Source organism: Bowmanella denitrificans, from assembly GCF_039522935.1.
In the GTDB taxonomy this organism is placed as follows: domain Bacteria; phylum Pseudomonadota; class Gammaproteobacteria; order Enterobacterales; family Alteromonadaceae; genus Bowmanella; species Bowmanella denitrificans.
Genome location: NZ_BAAAEI010000014.1, coordinates 80,026 through 96,078, shown reverse-complemented (window position 1 = coordinate 96,078; position 16,053 = coordinate 80,026). Strand labels below are relative to the sequence as shown.

The following is a 16,053-nucleotide window of genomic DNA, read 5'->3' as shown; positions in this document are numbered from 1 at the left end:
ATAAATTGACATTAATGCGGGTAATCAGAATCAAGCCATAATCAACCAAGGCATTGCTTAGCGGGCAAATAGCTGGCCAATATCCTTAAACGCTTTAAATTCCAGCGCGTTCCCGCAAGGATCGAACAGGAACATGGTAGCCTGTTCCCCAACCTGCCCTTTAAAGCGAATATAAGGTTCAATCACAAACGCAACACCTTGTTGTTGCAAACGTTCCGCCAGCCTTTGCCAGTCCTGCCAGGGCAATACCACACCAAAATGTGGCACCGGCACGTTATGCCCGTCCACGGCATTGGTATGCGCCTGCTGTTGTGACTCGGTTTGCGGGTGCAGATGGATCACCAGTTGATGGCCGAAGAAGTTGAAATCCACCCATTGCTCGCTGCTACGGCCTTCTTCAAGCGCCAGGATGTCGCGGTAAAACTGCCTGGCTTTGGTCAGGTCATAGACTGGAATGGCTAAATGAAAGGGTGATAGTGACATAGACGATCCTTAGTTATTGCTGTATATCCATGTCTTTTATGCCATGTTCTTCATGGATGCCAGTATCATTTAGGCTTTCCCCTGTGGCCTAACCGGGCGAGTAAAGCTGTTCGGGTTGACTCCAGATCAGATGGTATTTTCTTAACCTGAAGTAACCATAGGAAAAAACAAAACCTTCATAAACAGTTTTGACAGCATGAATAAAAACCAAAACCAGATAAATTTGAGGCGAACTATTTTATGGTTATGTTAGTGTCGGAAATTGAAGTCACAATGACGCCATAATAGATGCCATTCTCTTCGAGAATTCTCATTACACCACCACGCGTGTTCTGCTTAAATGATTCAGAAGATGATATATCATTCAATGCATCTTGTATGGAAACCATTTCATAAGACTCCAACATTAAACCGCATACTACATTTGAACATTGCATATCATGCATAACCACATCGTTTCTTTCCGTTGTATATCTTTTGACGCTACCCGATAAATCAGCCATGACCCTGGCCGAACTGGAAGAAGTTAGGTGGGCCGATAAGTTCGAGACCATCAATGATAGATTATCAAGTTCCATCAATTCGACAGGTCTGGCGTCCATAAATATCTTTCCATCCTTCTCTGTTAACAGCTGATCAAAGCTCTCAATTACAGCCTCATTTTGCACTTGTGGTGGTGCCATTACTGAATCATAGGATGGTGATAAATCACTTACAGGCTTAGCTAACTCAGGCTCTGTCTGATCATCTAATTGATTAGGTGAAGATTCTATTGAACTCAATACCTGTGAAGTACTCCCTTTATCACCCAAGCCATCAGCCAAGCTGGAGTTTTCTTCACTTAAATTAACCTTATTATCAGAAGAGATGAATAAAAAATATGCTATACCCAGCGATGCCAGGAGCACTAAAAAACTTATCTTAAACTTCATGACTATTCCTTTTAGAAGTTATAGACAGGATAATACCGCTTAACTTATCGTGCACAATGTTGTTATATATTTATTTGTCACGCGGTGGTTTTGGCGTTATGAGTTTCCATACATTGGCACCACCGGGATCAGTTACTGAGGCAGCGAGGTTATCAAAAAATCCCGGGGATCAGCATTCCACTAACACCTGCTTGTTAATACTCAGCCCTCTTTATACTAAGTGACTAACGAGTGATATAGACTCCGCCTCTCCCGAGGGTTTGCCACGCTTAAGCAGCAAGTTATGAAAAAAGCCGTCCATGTCTGATTACAACTATGTCTTAGCTTTGATATAACCAGTATCCATAGTGGAAGTGGCCATGGCAAGTGTGATATGACTTGTTCGTTTTTATGACGTCCGAAACGAAGATATCCCTTGGCAAAATTGGCGCAAACCATCTTGTAGTGCCTTCACCAAGTATGGGTCAGACAGTATGCCATCCACATCTAATTTGCTGCCAAGCAAGGGAATGGAGACAAAAGCAGCGTCAACAATTCGCGCAGACATAGTGGTTAACACTTCTTTGAGCGCATCCTGGGCATGATGAGCTCTGGGAGAGGTGTTGATTAACATTGTCGGCTTGTTGGGAAACTCCTCTCCACTGACCAGCCAATCTAAGGCATTTTTCATCGGACCGCTGATACCATGAGCGTACTCTGGACTTGCCAGTATGATTCCATCAGCTTGTGCTACGGCAGATTTCAACCTCACTACCGCACCAAGCGGCTCACCTTCCAAATCGGGGTTAAACAATGGTAAGTCAGCAATGGATCCCAGTGCAATCTGTACCGAAGCAGGTGCCAGCCTTGTCAGGGCCAATAACGCGTCGGTATTGTGAGACCCATTGCGCAAACTGCCCGACAACGCCAACAACTTTAGAATGTCGCTCATAGCCAACCTTGTTATTATCTTTCACTTTGCAAACAACAAATACCCTTATCCCTGGCAAAAGTGCAATAACAAATTTGCATTTAGCTAAAGCAAGGCTTTTAAAAATTCCGCTGCTGCCACTTGTATATGCGTTATTCATATACTGTCAATATGTTAAAAATCTCCACTGACAGCGCAGAAAAAGCATTATAAATCGACTCGGATAGTGCCTTGGTATCGTCAAAATCAGGGTCTGCAAGCATTAAAATTTCAAAGATTGACCATTCTGGCATTGCATCTTTGTTCACCCACTTAACACCCTGTAACTTTTTCCAGTAACTAATCTGAACATCCTTTGTTTGCCCGAGAAGCCAAAGTTCAAATTGCACCCGCTGATGGTTAAACACAATGGCTAATTTGAGTTTATGCTTTTTAAGATAATCGTTTTGTAGGTAAAAATATGTAAAATCAATATAACCGTGCAATACCTTTGCAACCGTAAATTGCCCTTTATACTTGTTATAAAATTCAGTTCTGAGACCTTGCACGACAGATACAAGGTCTTGGTACGTTCTCTGCAATTCACCACTTGCAAAGTGTAATTTGTAGGCAGGTATCCGAGCACTAAGGCTTTTGTAAGACATATTGTCCTTGGAATTTTAGGCATATAATGAATGATATGGACTCCCCTTTCCCGGGGTTCTGCCACGTTTAAGTGGCAACTGATGAGGAGAACTGTCCATGTCTGATTACAACTATGTCGATGGCATTGATTTAGCCAAACTTAGTTTTAGTATCTATTTTAAAATACGCTATGGCAAGACAAGAACTTCTAACGTCCATTGAAGTTATGACAGGTCCGCAGGATCTCAAACAATGTGGGCCAGGAATTCTTAATGGGAACGAAGCGGTTCTGGTTGGAGATGACATCCTTCAACGATTTTGACCTAACTCGCCTTTTTATGAAGCTGATCCTGATGATCAAGTTGACTTTTAACAACAGACTGGTCATGTTTTTCTGAGACTATACTGAATTCACGCCAGGCTAACCGGGAAGGCTATGCACAGACATACTCCGGCCAATTGTCTCCGTTTTTGTGCTACTGATCTGCCTTCATTCAGGCTGCTCTGTGCGCTGATATTGGCGTTGATGCCTATCAGTGCTGTGGCAATGCCAGATCCGCGGGAGGCGGGTCGGCCGCTTATGCAACACTTTAGCCAGGGTGATTACGGTGCCCACAATCAGAACTGGGCAGTGCTGCAGCATCCCAATGGGCTTATGTATTTCGGCAATACTGACGGTATTCTGGAATTCGACGGCTTACGCTGGCGTCTAATCCGAGTAGCTAATGACACCGCCGTCCGATCATTGGCGCTTGGCAATGATGGCAAAGTGCTCGTGGGCGCCATGGGCGAACTCGGGTATCTGGCAGCCGACCAATACGGCCACATGCGCTATCACTCCCTGACTGAGCAGGTGCCAGAGAGCATGCAGGGTTTTTCAGATGTCTGGCAGATTTTTGTTTTGCCAGACGGGGTATACTTTCGAACATCAGCGCGTTTGTTACGTTGGGACGGCGATGCTTTCCACTCGTGGGAACCAGAAGTGGCATTTCATCGTACCTTTCAGATTGGCCAGCGACTGCTGATCCGCCAGGTCAATTTTGGACTCTTTGAGCTGATTGACGATGAACTGCGCCTGCTTGCGGGAGGCGAGCGCTTCGCCGGGGAGCTAATCTACAGCGTGCTACCCTGGGATCAAGACGGTAAGACACTTCTGGTGGGTACCCGCTCACAAGGATTTTGGTTGTTCGATGGCCAGAACTGGACGCCCTGGCTAACCGAGGCTGGCGCAGACATCAAACGGGATCTGATCTACCAGGCCATATGGTTGCCTGGGGAGCGATTGGGCGTCGCCACAGAGCAAGGCGGCCTTTACATACTCAACCGCGACGGTAAATGGGTCGAGTACTGGGATCGGAATGCTGGCCTGCCCGACAATTCCATTCGTTACGCTTACCTTGATCAGCAGCAAGGATTGTGGCTTGCCCTGAATCGCGGCATCAGCCGTATTGAAGCAGGCGGTCAGTTTAGCCAATATGACGAAACAAATGGCCTGCCTGGCACAGTGAATATAGTGCATCGCCATCAAGGACAACTCTATGCCGGAACATCGCAGGGACTGTTCGCTTTGCTCCCTGGTTCCCAGGCCCGTTTCAAAGCCATTGAAGGGATACGCGGCCAAACCTGGGACTTTTTAAGCTTTGAGCAGACTGGAGCAAAGGCTCAATCCCACCTTCTGGTGGCCAATGGACATGGCTTGTTCGACATTTCCGCTGACCAAATTACGAATCTGCAGCCCTTACAGACATCGCAAAGCTGTCTCGTGCCCTCGGCCGTCTACCCTGGACGTATCTATATCTGTACTTACGGGCTCACTGCCATCGAATACCGGGACGGCGACTGGCAGGACCTCGGCAAAGTTCCTGGTATGGATGATGAAATCCGCTCCATGCTCGAAACCGAAGACGGCCAGCTCTGGTTGGGCACCCGATCGACAGGCGTGCTGCGGCTGCAATTGCCCAGTGGAGGGAGCCTTGCTCATCCAGCAAAAATTGAACGCTTCGGAATGGAGCACGGATTGCCGGATCTCAATTGGAATAATGTCTTCATGATCGAAGGATCGCCTGCTTTTACCACCCTGCACGGCTGGTTCCGGTTCGATCAAAGCCGTCAGCGTTTTGTTCCTGATCACCGCTTTGCCGGGCTTTTTGATGGTGAGCCGCGCCGGTTAGGCTTTCCAGGTAAACCGGTAACAAGTCCGGATGGACGTATCTGGGCACATAGCAGCAATAAGGCGGTGCGTCTGAGCGAGCTTGGCGCTGTAATCCAGCAAGCCGAAGGTAGCTATCGCTGGGATCGGCGCCCGCTGGCCGCACTGCACAACAAGTCGGTCGTGCCGATGCTCCTCGAGCCGGATGGCACCCTGTGGCTCGGTGGCGCAGACGGTTTAGTCAGCTTCAACACCTTGCGTGAGTCAGACTATACACAGCCATTTCGAGTGCTGCTTCGCCATGTTAGTGAGCGCGATGGGGCTGTGTTGTATGGCGGCAGCAGCGACTCCCGTCATATCCAACATGCAACCCCTTTAACGCCCAAACCCCGACTGCGTTTTGAGTTTGCGGCCACCAGCTACAACTCCCTGACCGCCAATCGCTTCCAGTATCGCCTAGAGGGTTTAGACAAAGATTGGTCCCCCTGGACGAGCGATGCGTTCACGGACTATAGCAATCTCTGGGAAGGCCACTACAGGTTTCACGTTCGCGCAAAAAACCGCTTTGGGTTGATCAGTGAAGAAGCCGTATTTGCTTTTCAGGTACTCCCTCCCTGGTACCGCAGTTGGTGGGCCTATGCCGGATATGTGCTTGGCCTGATACTATTGGGATGGCTCGGTCTTCAGGTCTATTTCCACCAACTGGCCGCCCGCAATCGTGAACTGACACGCGAGGTACACGCCCGCACCCGAGATTTGGAGTCTGCATTGACCGAGCTACGGGAGACCCAACAGGAATTGGTCGAGTCGGAAAAAATGGCGACGGCTGGGCGGTTAGTGGCGGGCATGGCCCATCAGATCAACACCCCGGTAGGCAATGGCCAGGTTACTGCATCCATGCTGCTGGACCAAGTTCACGATGTCCGGACATCCTTGCAGAATCAGCAGCTTGGACGACAGAAATTGGAAAAATTTCTGGATACTTGGAATCAGGGGCTGGCTCTTATCGTCAGTAGCTTGGAACGGGTTGGTAATCTGGTGCAGAATTTGCGCAAAATTACCGAAGCGTCGCAGGATTGTCAGTCTGAATGGTTCGAGCTGGAACACATCCTGGCTGAAGTCGAAAGCAAACTGCGCCAACAGGCGCAGCGACAAGGTGTCCGAATCCTGTTTCATTGCACGCCTGGGCTAAAAATTCACTGTAACTGGATAGCATTAACAGATTGTATTCAGGAGCTGGTAGATAACTCCCTTACCTATGGCTTTTTGGAGCCTGGGCAGAACAGAAGCAAACAGGAAATCACGATTGACGTGTCTGAAGTGGACGATACTATTGTGATGCATTATCAGGATAACGGTCAGGGCATCAGGCCAGAACTGCGCGATCGTATTTTCGAACCTTTCGCCGCCAGCATGCATGGTAATTACATGCACCCAGGTCTTGGCATGCATAGATTATTCAGTGTCATCAAACTTACCCTACAAGGGCATATCGAATTGACGGCAAGTAACGAAGGCGTCCATTTTGTGATAAAGCTACCGAGACAAATTGGCCCTAACGTTCGTGATACAGGTCAAAACCCAGGCAAAGATTGAGGCCCTGGCTACGCAGCGCGGCCAATTGTCGTCGACAACGTTTCCGATAGCGAAGATAGCCGTTCTCATGTCCTAGAAGCCAACCAACAAGCAATAAAAAAGAGAAACCCAGCTACAAAGAGTTGAATGGCCGGGACAATGCCAAGAGTGACTTGGCGATTCAAACCTTTCTTCAACACGAGGAAGCCCTTCTCGCAGAGTCGCTGAGAACTCAGAGTAATTAAAAGTAGTGAATACCTCAGCGAGCTTTTCTCTGCGCCCCTGCGTCACGGCGAGAAGCATTACAATTATCGACCCAAGGCAGGTTCGCATCTTCTTATGTTGTTCGCGATCGTTCATTTTATTACCACAATAAACTTCTGATTATGCTTGATGCTCTCCCTGGCACGTCTTCCCCTCAATTTTCTCCCAGTAAATTGCCCACCTTTTAGCAGCATACTGAACCGACCGTCAATTTTTAAGCGGGGTCAAAGCGGCTTGGGTCGCTTAGGGGAGCTTGCTTATCTATGGTGATTATTTCTGCTGTGCCAGCAACGGGCGTTTAATTTGTTTTTGACCCTGTTTATCATGTTGATATCTGCGCTGCCAGGCAGTTAATAATAAGCTTTCTCTCAATTTTGGAGGGAAGCGCTGTTATAGCGAGTAACAGATTAGGCGGTGCTAAATAGTAAAGAGTATTTGTTCGGATGGAAAAAGCAGGATAGTGGCCAAACCCAGCAGGAAAATGCCAGCGCCGACCAGCCTGGCTGAGCTACCAACCAATTTTTTGGACTTTGATTTAATAAACTTAGGCCGCTCGCCACCATCAGTGATGCCGTATTCAACACTAGCCTCACCTTTGAACATGATGGATATACCAATAGACATAAGGACCAGGCCCATTAAATGCGATGCTGTGACGTCCATGATTCAGTCCTGTGAACAATAAAAAGAGCACTCCACTTTTTGCCTAACCGTTAAGTGACAATCTTTGCATAAAGCGCTCATTGTCGATGGCGTTAGTTTGCGGCAAACAGCTCGGTAAATACGTAGCTATCCCATTGAAATGGCGGGCATGCAGCTACACTTTCCGTAAAATCTGACGCTTCTACCCTATTGTTAACAAAGCGTACAGCTTGCAGGCGGGTATCGCAGTTTTTACTGTCGATAACACGGGAAAACTCCAGCAGAATATAGGTTTGGTCATTAAACTCGGTAACCCGCACTTTTCCTTCTGGAGTCAGATGGAATCCACAAGGTGCAGGCAGTTTTAAAGGAAGCATCTGCAAATCCCGCCCCGCTTTAGATACTTCCAATTGGCAGTGACCGTCCTTATCCACTAATGCCAGCTCAAAACCCGCTGCCTGGTTATAATGACTAACTTTCGGTATTGATACCACGGAACTTGCACAGGCTTGCGCTGTGAGGCCAAGAAGAACTACCAGCGGCGTATATCGAATTGCGCTTCTCATGACAGCTCCCAGCAAATTGCCCACCTTTTAGCAGCGCCCTGAACCGACCGGGAATTTTTTAAGCGGAGGCCAAAGCTTTGGCTCAGTTTATCAATAAACCTGACACCGTTGATCTGATCGTTCAGACTTTTCTATGCGCCAACTATCTCGGCAATATAATGCTCTGCACCGAACGAACAAGCGTGTGCGACCAAACGCCATCCTTATTGCCATTGGTCAAATAGACAACGATATAATGATCATCGAGATTATCTTCGAACAGAATACGCACACGTACCTTGGTGCCACCATCATGACCAATTTCATGCCACCGCCCCCACTCACCATAGTCCCAACCATTGGCAAAAAAACCAGTAGCACCGTTTGCAAGTTTATAGGGTTGCCATAAACGAAGCAGTTCTGCTTTTGACACAACACGACCATGGGCTACGGCGGACATAAACTGGCCTAAATCATCCAGCGTCATGTACGCCCCTCCATGTGCGATACTGTATTCCGGCCATGAGATGGACAGATCAGGCACAACCTGACCTGCTTCCGCTCGGTAGCTTTTAACAAGGCGTTCCTCGGGCACATCAGCAAGACTGAGCCACGTCTCCTGAAGGTTAAGCGGTTCAATGATTCGCTGGCGCAGCAGCTCGCGGTACGGTGTGTGTGTTATGGCCTCAAGTACAGCCGCAATCACCAGGCTGTTGGTATTGGTATAGCTTGTGCGCTCACCTGGCACATAAGCAAGTGGAACGTTATTTAGCGTTGCAAATACAGCATCCAGGCTGGCTGGAAACGGGCGCGAGAAATCGTTGCTGTCAAAATACTCAGGGATGCCCGAAGTATGATTTAAAAAATGCTCTATACGAATACCGCGCCACGAAAGCGGCAGATTGTCGACATAACGTGAAGCAGGAGCAGAGAAATCAAGTTTACCTTCTTCCTGTAACTTCATGGCGAGCGTGATAGTGAATAGCTTAGTGATGGAGTAGACAGGAAAGACCGTCTTCGGTGTTACTAGTACACCGTCTTCGGTCGCTGTGGTACCCATGGCATTGCGATACAAAATATCGCTGTTGTGAAGCACAAGCACGGCCTGACCAGGAATCTCGTGCTTTTGCGCATTTGCAAGCAACTGAGCATCAATTGCAGCATGGCTATCGAAAGTTGACGACTGAGTGCACGCAGTACAAAGAGACAACAAGTAAAGCAAAACAAGCACACTGAATTTAGTCATTTAATATCCATATCTAAAAAATACATCGCTATTGCACCGACCTTGCTTTTGTACACTAACGAATGAAATGGACCGCTCTTTTCCCGGGGGGTTTACCAAACTTAACTGGCAACTATTGAGGAGAACCGTCCATGTCTGATTTTAACTGTGTCTATGGCATTGTTTAGCCAAACTGAGTTTTAGTATCCATGGTGAAGACTGTCGTGGCAAGGTTTGAATGACATGCCCTCCTTGGCTTGCCATTCCCATTTACGGCATACCTGTTACCCTTTGGGCCAGCTTAAGCTGTTCAAGTTGGTTCTAGCCAAGCTTTTTTCCAAAATTTTATTCACCACAAAGGGCACGAAGAGCACGAAGAGCACGAAGAGCACGAAGGGCAATAGAGGTCATCGACACTTCGTGTTCTTCTGATCTTCGTGGTGGAAAGAGCATTAATTAAAAAGACCGGGATGGGTTTTGGTATCAGGCATGCAACAATAAACTTCTGATTATGCCTGATGCCCTCCCAGGCACGTCTTCCGCTCAATTTGCTTCTAGTAAACGACCCACCTTCTAGCAGCGCCCTGTGCCGACCGGGAATTTTTTAAGCGCGGTCAAAGCGGCTCGGCCGCTTAGGGCCAAAGCTTTGGCTCAGCTGACCACATCAATGAACCTGAACTTGTTGTTGCAAACGCTCAACCAGCCTTTGCCAAGTTATAGACTGGAATGGCTAAGTGAAAGGGTGATAGTGACAGAGGTGATCCACTGCCTGTTGCCTTTTGTGTATAGACTTTGTTCAAATCCAGCCCGTTCTTATCTCGACACCGGGCTGCAAATCTAGTGGGCCCTTTTACCGCATTTACGAAATATCTTCTTATATTTCAAGCGGTCTCTCGCTCCGCCAGACTCTAATAAGTACAAGTTCTTTAGCCTGCCTGAGGTAGACAACCCGAAATGGCGCATGAATCAATTCACGAATATGCTTCAGGTTAAACTCCGGAACCATTCGGCCAGCATCAGGGTGAGTTTGCAGCATCTCACAATGCTCAAGGATAGCCGCTACAAAATCATCACCAATATGCGCCACGTCTTGCTCGGTGTAGTAAGCCTGAATAGCCTGTAGGTCCTCAAGAGCGGACTGCGCAATGCGTAATTCCATTTACTCGATACCGAGGGTTTTCTTGGCATCCTCTAAAGATAGGGTGTTGCCGTCGCGAACATCCAACAACCCCTGCACCACCGCCTTTACAAACCGCAATTCCTCAGCGGTTTTTTCGTAATCCTCGAGTCCCTGAACAACAGCGATGCCGCGGCCACGACTGGTAAGCAGGATGGGACGATGCGTTTCCTGTGCCCGACCAACAACTTTTCCGGGATTAATCTTCAAGTCAGACAGAGGGATTACGTCCTCTGAAAATTTCACTGGCATAGCGATTACCTAATCAACAATCAGGTGCCATTAATAGCACCTGTTAACAGGTACGGTCAACAAGCATAACGAAGAGCAGAGATCCTGCACTTTGCGGAAAACTTTTTGGGATCGTCGGACAGATAAATGCAATTCTTTATTGGTATTGCTGGAGTTTATCTGTAAGCGTCCGGGGATCACCGTCTAGCTTTTAGCGAAGTTCCATGGCAAGACAGTAATTGCTCAACGTCCATGTGGGATATGACACGTAGTCCCTTGCGAGCCAGTCCCATTCGAGCATCCTGCCTGTTGCCATGCGGGCCAGCTAAAGCTGCTCAATCTGGTTCCTGACCAGATTGTCTTTACTGCGAAGAAACGAGACGCAAAGACCAAATTTTCAGGAAAAATTTGGGACAGCATTACGCTGGTCCGAAGGAAAAGCCACAGGGACGTGGCTTTCAAGCACGCCCGCTGGATTCCCAACAACGTCAGCCCAGGGCACGGCTCAATTCACTCAAACTGTTTCAACAACTACGACCCCTTGATCCTAGCCATCATTGCTTCCATGTAACCCTCCTATTTATTGCAAATGGCTTTGTTACAACTTATTGATCCAAGTACATAGAAAATATAATTGGATACACATTAGAGTAACACCCATTGGTAATTAATTTGACTTTTTTTCCAGTAGCTTTTGCTGTTAACAAAGCTGAATACAATTCCTTGCCTATTGTTTCATTTGGGCCAATAAAAAGCACAGGGGATGAAGGAGTAGTGCAGCCACTATTATTAATTTGTGTCCCATATACAAATACTCGTGACTCATCGCCTGCCGAGATAATTTGAAATGGCTTGTCTATTAATGAGACGTATTCACTCGTACCATTATCCGCATGAACAGCCCCTGAAATTGCAATTAAAATTAACAAATAGTACTTTTTCATCGATTCTCCTAATAGTTGTAACAATATTATTAGACGGCTAAGCGCCATGTTTAAATACGGCGTTTCGCCGTACTTTTACATAGTCATTTTTTAGCATGCTTATAACCCGTTGCCTAGCAAGAGTTTTTAGGCTGCCCCAAGATGGTGCCGGGGAAAGGCGGACATGTTCCGTACCATTGCTGTTATACGGCTCAGACACCAATACTGGACTTATATACAGCACCTTCATTATGTTGGATAATACGAAGAGCTGCTGGTTGATAATGCCCACTTATATTAGATTCAATTCGTCATGCCGTTGTTACAAGGTGCCATATGCACCGGAATCCTCGCACTTGTAGCGGTAAAAGGTTGGTTGGCCGTTGGAAGACCAATTGTTAGTTAAATAAACCGATGATGCCCCTTAATCGGCCCGAGCCGCTTTGCCCCCCGCTTAAAAATTCCCGGTCGTTGTTGGGAATCCAGCGGGCGCGCTTTGAAAGCTACCTCCCTGTAGCTTTCCTTCGGACCAGCGTAATGCTGTCCCAAATTTTTCCTGAAAATTTGGTCTTTGCGTCTCGTTTCTTCGCAGTAAAGACAATCTGGTCCGGAACCAGATTGAACAGTTTTAGCTGGCCCGCAGGGCAACAGGCAGGACGCTTGTTGTAAAAGTGACTGGCGCGCCAAGGACGGCGTGTCATATAAGACAAGGAGGTCAGGTATCCAAGCCTTTTACAGGTGACCATTTAACCACCACGAACCACACGAAAAACACGAAAAACACGAAAAAACTCACCGCAGAGTCGCCGAGTCCACAGAGAAAAACAGAAGCTAATCCTATTCATGCCTTCAAAAACTCTGCGCTCTCTGCGCCTCCGCGGTAGATAATAGTTTGATGATTTTCCACAGCGTCACAGCGAAAAACCTCACCGCAGAGTCGCCGAGTCCACAGAGAAAAGCAGGAGCCAATTCAATCCATGCCTTTAGAAACTCTGCGTTCTCTGCGCCTCGGCGGTGAATAAAAACTTACCACTCACCAGCCTTAACCCGATCAGAATCCCGAGCAGCCACCCAATGCGCCCCCTCGCTGGTATATTCCTTCTTCCAAAACGGAGCCCGGGTTTTAAGCTGGTCCATTAAAAACTCACAGGCAGCAAAGGCGCTGCCACGGTGCGTGCTGGTGACCCCGACAAACACAATCTGTTCACCCAGGCTCAGCTTGCCCACCCGGTGAATCAGGCGGATTCGGCCCAATTGCCAGCGCTGACGCGCTTCAGCCACCAGTTCGGTGAGCGCCTTAGTGGTCATAGCCGGATAATGCTCCAGCTCCAAAGCTTGTATCTGGCGACCCAGATTGTTATCCCGCACCAGGCCGACAAAATGCACCACCGCACCATCACGTTGATTTGCCTCAGTCAGCGCCTGGTATTCCAATGCCAGGTCAAAGTCCTGATTTTGCACCGCTATATGGTCTTGCTCTTGTAACTTAGCCACAGTAAACACCCATCTGTCGACTCATCTGTGCCCTTTCCCCATACCAAGCTCTGCCAGGGCTTATCAACCACCCGTGACAGGCGGGAAAAACGCCACTTCGTCACCGCTTTTAAGCCTTGCATCATCTGCCACCAGGGTTTGATTCAGCGCCGCCAGGGCCTTGCCCGCAGCCAGAAAATCCTGCCAGTCCCTGCCCTTTTGCATCAGCGCGATGCGTAGCTCACCGACGCTGCTGACATTGGTATCCAGTTCCAGACTGGCGCAATCCAGCACTTCGCGCAGCTGGGCAAAAAACAACACCTTAATCATGCCAGTTGCTCCGCCTGCCAGTGGCCGCTTTTGCCGCCTTGCTTGTCCAGTACCCGGATCCCTTCAATACACATGGCCGGGTCCACCGCTTTGCACATATCAAATAAGGTCAGGGCCGCCACCGACACAGCGGTCAGGGCTTCCATTTCCACGCCGGTCTGACCGGCCAGCTTACATAAGCTGCTGATCCTGACCCGGCCATGCTGTGGCTGCAAATCAAAGTCCACCTGCACTTTGGATAACATCAATGGATGGCATAAGGGGATCAGGCTGGCGGTTTGCTTGGCGGCCTGAATACCGGCGATACGCGCCACCGCAAATACGTCACCCTTGGCATGTTCGCCGCGGCTAATCATCTGCAAGGTGGCATCTGACATACAGATATAGCCTTCGGCCATGGCACTGCGCTGGGTCACGGCTTTGTCTGTGACATCCACCATACTGGCTTCACCGCGGCTATTAATATGACTAAGTCGACTCATGGTCGAATGGCTTCCTTCTCGGTTGGGGTGAACTGACTGGTATAACCTTGCCAGTCTGTTGGGCTATTAATATTTTGCAATTGGCTGGGCCGCTGGCAAACCAGCTGAATGCCGCCGAAATGGTCAAGCAGGGATTTGACCGAACCACCGCCTTCCTGTAATTCCTGATGCACTATGGCACAGGTGGTGGCACTGACCGGCAAATATAAAGGCAAATAGCAATTTTGATAGCAGCAGGGCCGCCCGCTGATACGGCCAACTTCCACCAGCGCTTGCAATAAACCGGTGCTCAGGGCTGGCATATCCACCGGTACAATCAGCAGGCCACCACGGCTGGGAATTTGCTGCAGCACCGTATAGATACCACCCAGTGGCCCGGCTTCACAGACCAGATCCTGCACATAACCCGGCTGGTTACGACTGACCAGCACTTCGTCACAACCGGTGTGTTCCAGTAACATGGTGGCCCGGGCCAACAACGTTTGCCCGCCCAGTTCCATCATGGCTTTGTCCTGGCCCATGCGGCTTGAGCGCCCGCCCGCCAGTACCATTCCTGTTAACATATCGTCCTCCGTTACCCGCCTAACATGGCAAGGTGACGGGTAGCGCCGGTATAACCTTGATCCAGCCAGTGGCTGGCTTCTTTATGGCCTAATAAGTCCATCAGTTGCTGTTGCAGCGCTGCCACGTCTCCCTGTTGAATCAACGCGCGTAAATCCAGCCCCTGTTCGGCAAACAAACATAAATGCAGTTTGCCCAGGGCTGATACGCGCAACCTGTTACAACTACTGCAAAAATCTTTACTGTAGGGCATGATTAGCCCGATTCGACCGGCATAGTCCGGATGGGAAAATTCCTGTGCAGGACCGGCGGTATTATCGCGCAACAACTGCACCCAGCCTTGTTCCAGCAACTGCTGTTTAATCGGCTGGCCGGACAGGTGATTGTGTTTAAAGTAAAGCTGATTATCACCGGTCTGCATTAATTCAATAAAACGCAGGGTCACCGGCATGGATTTAAGCCAGGCCATAAAGCTGTGCATTTGCCCTTCGCTATAGGGTTTCAGCAGCACCGCATTAACCTTAACCTCAAGTCCCAGCGCCAGCGCATCTTCCAACCCTGCAAGTATGTCTTGCAAACTGTTATGGCCGGTAATGGCGTTAAACTGGCGCGGATCCAGGCTGTCGATACTGAGGTTGAGCTTTGTCAGCCCGGCCTGTTGCCAACGGGCCACCTGCTGTTTGAGCTTAAAGCCGTTGGTGGTCATAGCGACCTGCTCAATACCCGGTGTCTGTGCACAAAGTTCGATAATCTCTGGCAAGTCTTTGCGTAGCGACGGCTCGCCCCCCGTGATACGCACTTTACGGGTACCCAGGCCGGCAAAGGCGCTGACCAAGGTAGCAATGTCAGTTGGCCGAAGAAAATCCCGCTCGCTGTCGCACTGATAACCATCGGGCAAGCAATAGCTGCACTTAAAATTGCAGACATCGGTAATCGACAGCCGCAGATAGCGAAACCTGCGCCCGTACCTGTCTATAAGAGCGTTGTTTTCTTGCATCTTACCTTTCCAAATATGGGAGGCTGGTCGATTTCTCTTGCAACCCTGGCAGGCCATGGTGACCTGCGGCCGTCACACCATACCTTTGGCTTAGGTGTAACGGCTCGGTAGTTAATATTGTCTGTTACCCTGACCGGGGTTTGGCGGTCATAGTTGCAAACGCCTTCAGCATAGCTGATCCCGCATCTGTTGATCTATGCATCCTGACTAATAAACCACGCTCATTTGCAACCAAAGTTTACTGGTATCCGTAGCAAAACCATCGGCCTGATAGCGGGCCAGTTTTAACAGAAACTGATAATGCCGTTTATACCAGACACTGGCCTGGGCGTCCCATTCCCGTCCATAGTCCAGCCCACCATTGGCGGCACTAAAGCTATGATAGATCAATGAAAGCTCTATATCAGACAGCTTAGCTGCCAGTTTCAGCCATTGGTCGTCTATGCCCCCGGCCGGGGTAGCCAAAAACTTATCGGCAAAGCCCTGAAACTTATGCAAGGTCGCCAGTGGAGTGATAAAGCCCTGCATGG

General features: G+C 48.8%; 17 protein-coding genes and 1 riboswitch. Of the genes, 1 reads left to right on the top strand and 16 read right to left on the bottom strand.

Features of this window, described 5'->3' with window-relative positions; genetic code table 11:
- Positions 1-57 precede the first annotated feature (57 nt).
- The 4 genes from ABD028_RS12980 to ABD028_RS12965 form a co-directional block, all read right to left on the bottom strand.
- The gene (locus ABD028_RS12980; protein ID WP_343845385.1) at positions 58-483 is read right to left on the bottom strand and encodes a VOC family protein; all 426 of its coding nucleotides are present in this window, start codon (positions 481-483) and stop codon (positions 58-60) included.
- A gap of 233 nt (positions 484-716) precedes the next feature.
- Complete coding sequence (locus ABD028_RS12975) at positions 717-1,415, bottom strand: hypothetical protein (RefSeq protein ID WP_343845384.1); 699 nt, start codon at positions 1,413-1,415, stop codon at positions 717-719.
- A gap of 388 nt (positions 1,416-1,803) precedes the next feature.
- Positions 1,804-2,346 carry an NADPH-dependent FMN reductase gene (locus ABD028_RS12970; protein ID WP_343845383.1) on the bottom strand — a complete coding sequence of 181 codons (543 nt, stop codon included), beginning with the start codon at positions 2,344-2,346 and terminating at the stop codon, positions 1,804-1,806.
- Positions 2,347-2,477: 131 nt separating this feature from the next.
- Positions 2,478-2,969, bottom strand: coding sequence for a DUF7000 family protein (locus ABD028_RS12965; protein ID WP_343845382.1), 492 nt, complete (start codon positions 2,967-2,969; stop codon positions 2,478-2,480).
- Between the two features lie 560 nt (positions 2,970-3,529).
- Between ABD028_RS12965 and ABD028_RS12960 the strand changes: the two genes are divergently transcribed.
- On the top strand, positions 3,530-6,694 hold the full coding sequence (locus ABD028_RS12960) for a sensor histidine kinase (RefSeq protein ID WP_343845381.1): 3,165 nt from the start codon (positions 3,530-3,532) through the stop codon (positions 6,692-6,694).
- A gap of 660 nt (positions 6,695-7,354) precedes the next feature.
- On the opposite strand, the gene ABD028_RS12955 is transcribed toward ABD028_RS12960, so the two are convergent.
- The 12 genes from ABD028_RS12955 to ABD028_RS12900 form a co-directional block, all read right to left on the bottom strand.
- On the bottom strand, positions 7,355-7,600 hold the full coding sequence (locus tag ABD028_RS12955) for a hypothetical protein (protein ID WP_343845380.1): 246 nt from the start codon (positions 7,598-7,600) through the stop codon (positions 7,355-7,357).
- A 92-nt stretch (positions 7,601-7,692) separates the two neighbouring features.
- Positions 7,693-8,145: a hypothetical protein gene (locus ABD028_RS12950; RefSeq protein ID WP_343845379.1), complete on the bottom strand. Its 453-nt coding sequence runs from the start codon at positions 8,143-8,145 to the stop codon at positions 7,693-7,695.
- A 142-nt stretch (positions 8,146-8,287) separates the two neighbouring features.
- On the bottom strand, positions 8,288-9,370 hold the full coding sequence (locus ABD028_RS12945; RefSeq protein ID WP_343845377.1) for a serine hydrolase domain-containing protein: 1,083 nt from the start codon (positions 9,368-9,370) through the stop codon (positions 8,288-8,290).
- A gap of 853 nt (positions 9,371-10,223) precedes the next feature.
- Positions 10,224-10,508, bottom strand: coding sequence for a type II toxin-antitoxin system RelE/ParE family toxin (locus tag ABD028_RS12940; RefSeq protein WP_343845376.1), 285 nt, complete (start codon positions 10,506-10,508; stop codon positions 10,224-10,226).
- Positions 10,509-10,778 (bottom strand): type II toxin-antitoxin system Phd/YefM family antitoxin, encoded by a 270-nt coding sequence (locus tag ABD028_RS12935; protein ID WP_102795133.1) that lies wholly within the window; start codon positions 10,776-10,778, stop codon positions 10,509-10,511.
- Between the two features lie 584 nt (positions 10,779-11,362).
- Entirely contained in the window at positions 11,363-11,701 is a 339-nt protein-coding gene (locus ABD028_RS12930) for a hypothetical protein (protein WP_343845375.1), read from the bottom strand.
- A gap of 1,005 nt (positions 11,702-12,706) precedes the next feature.
- On the bottom strand, positions 12,707-13,174 hold the full coding sequence (moaE, locus tag ABD028_RS12925) for a molybdopterin synthase catalytic subunit MoaE (RefSeq protein ID WP_343845374.1): 468 nt from the start codon (positions 13,172-13,174) through the stop codon (positions 12,707-12,709).
- 63 nt (positions 13,175-13,237) lie between these two features.
- Positions 13,238-13,483 (bottom strand): molybdopterin synthase sulfur carrier subunit, encoded by a 246-nt coding sequence (moaD, locus tag ABD028_RS12920; RefSeq protein ID WP_343845373.1) that lies wholly within the window; start codon positions 13,481-13,483, stop codon positions 13,238-13,240.
- Positions 13,480-13,965 carry a cyclic pyranopterin monophosphate synthase MoaC gene (gene moaC, locus ABD028_RS12915; RefSeq protein WP_343845372.1) on the bottom strand — a complete coding sequence of 162 codons (486 nt, stop codon included), beginning with the start codon at positions 13,963-13,965 and terminating at the stop codon, positions 13,480-13,482. The genes moaD and moaC overlap by 4 nt, the downstream gene beginning before the upstream one ends.
- Positions 13,962-14,528, bottom strand: a complete 567-nt coding sequence (gene mobA, locus ABD028_RS12910) for a molybdenum cofactor guanylyltransferase (RefSeq protein WP_343845370.1) — start codon at positions 14,526-14,528, stop codon at positions 13,962-13,964. The genes moaC and mobA overlap by 4 nt, the downstream gene beginning before the upstream one ends.
- 11 nt (positions 14,529-14,539) lie before the next feature.
- Positions 14,540-15,523, bottom strand: a complete 984-nt coding sequence (gene moaA / locus ABD028_RS12905) for a GTP 3',8-cyclase MoaA (protein ID WP_343845369.1) — start codon at positions 15,521-15,523, stop codon at positions 14,540-14,542.
- A riboswitch (molybdenum cofactor riboswitch) is annotated at positions 15,510-15,645 on the bottom strand. (Overlaps the previous gene by 14 nt.)
- An 85-nt stretch (positions 15,646-15,730) precedes the next feature.
- On the bottom strand, positions 15,731-16,051 hold the full coding sequence (locus ABD028_RS12900) for a hypothetical protein (protein ID WP_343845368.1): 321 nt from the start codon (positions 16,049-16,051) through the stop codon (positions 15,731-15,733).
- Positions 16,052-16,053: the final 2 nt, after the last annotated feature.

Bases quoted from the DNA above. Each gene is read 5' to 3' on its own strand.
- mobA (WP_343845370.1), bottom strand. From the start codon at position 14,528: ATGTTAACAGGAATGGTACTGGCGGGCGGGCGCTCAAGCCGCATGGGC.
- moaA (WP_343845369.1), bottom strand. From the start codon at position 15,523: ATGCAAGAAAACAACGCTCTTATAGACAGGTACGGGCGCAGGTTTCGC.
- ABD028_RS12935 (WP_102795133.1), bottom strand. From the start codon at position 10,778: ATGCCAGTGAAATTTTCAGAGGACGTAATCCCTCTGTCTGACTTGAAG.
- ABD028_RS12940 (WP_343845376.1), bottom strand. From the start codon at position 10,508: ATGGAATTACGCATTGCGCAGTCCGCTCTTGAGGACCTACAGGCTATT.
- ABD028_RS12930 (WP_343845375.1), bottom strand. From the start codon at position 11,701: ATGAAAAAGTACTATTTGTTAATTTTAATTGCAATTTCAGGGGCTGTT.
- moaD (WP_343845373.1), bottom strand. From the start codon at position 13,483: ATGATTAAGGTGTTGTTTTTTGCCCAGCTGCGCGAAGTGCTGGATTGC.
- moaC (WP_343845372.1), bottom strand. From the start codon at position 13,965: ATGAGTCGACTTAGTCATATTAATAGCCGCGGTGAAGCCAGTATGGTG.
- ABD028_RS12980 (WP_343845385.1), bottom strand. From the start codon at position 483: ATGTCACTATCACCCTTTCATTTAGCCATTCCAGTCTATGACCTGACC.
- ABD028_RS12965 (WP_343845382.1), bottom strand. From the start codon at position 2,969: ATGTCTTACAAAAGCCTTAGTGCTCGGATACCTGCCTACAAATTACAC.
- ABD028_RS12960 (WP_343845381.1), top strand. From the start codon at position 3,530: ATGCAACACTTTAGCCAGGGTGATTACGGTGCCCACAATCAGAACTGG.
- ABD028_RS12955 (WP_343845380.1), bottom strand. From the start codon at position 7,600: ATGGACGTCACAGCATCGCATTTAATGGGCCTGGTCCTTATGTCTATT.
- ABD028_RS12975 (WP_343845384.1), bottom strand. From the start codon at position 1,415: ATGAAGTTTAAGATAAGTTTTTTAGTGCTCCTGGCATCGCTGGGTATA.
- ABD028_RS12950 (WP_343845379.1), bottom strand. From the start codon at position 8,145: ATGAGAAGCGCAATTCGATATACGCCGCTGGTAGTTCTTCTTGGCCTC.
- ABD028_RS12970 (WP_343845383.1), bottom strand. From the start codon at position 2,346: ATGAGCGACATTCTAAAGTTGTTGGCGTTGTCGGGCAGTTTGCGCAAT.
- ABD028_RS12900 (WP_343845368.1), bottom strand. From the start codon at position 16,051: ATGCAGGGCTTTATCACTCCACTGGCGACCTTGCATAAGTTTCAGGGC.
- ABD028_RS12945 (WP_343845377.1), bottom strand. From the start codon at position 9,370: ATGACTAAATTCAGTGTGCTTGTTTTGCTTTACTTGTTGTCTCTTTGT.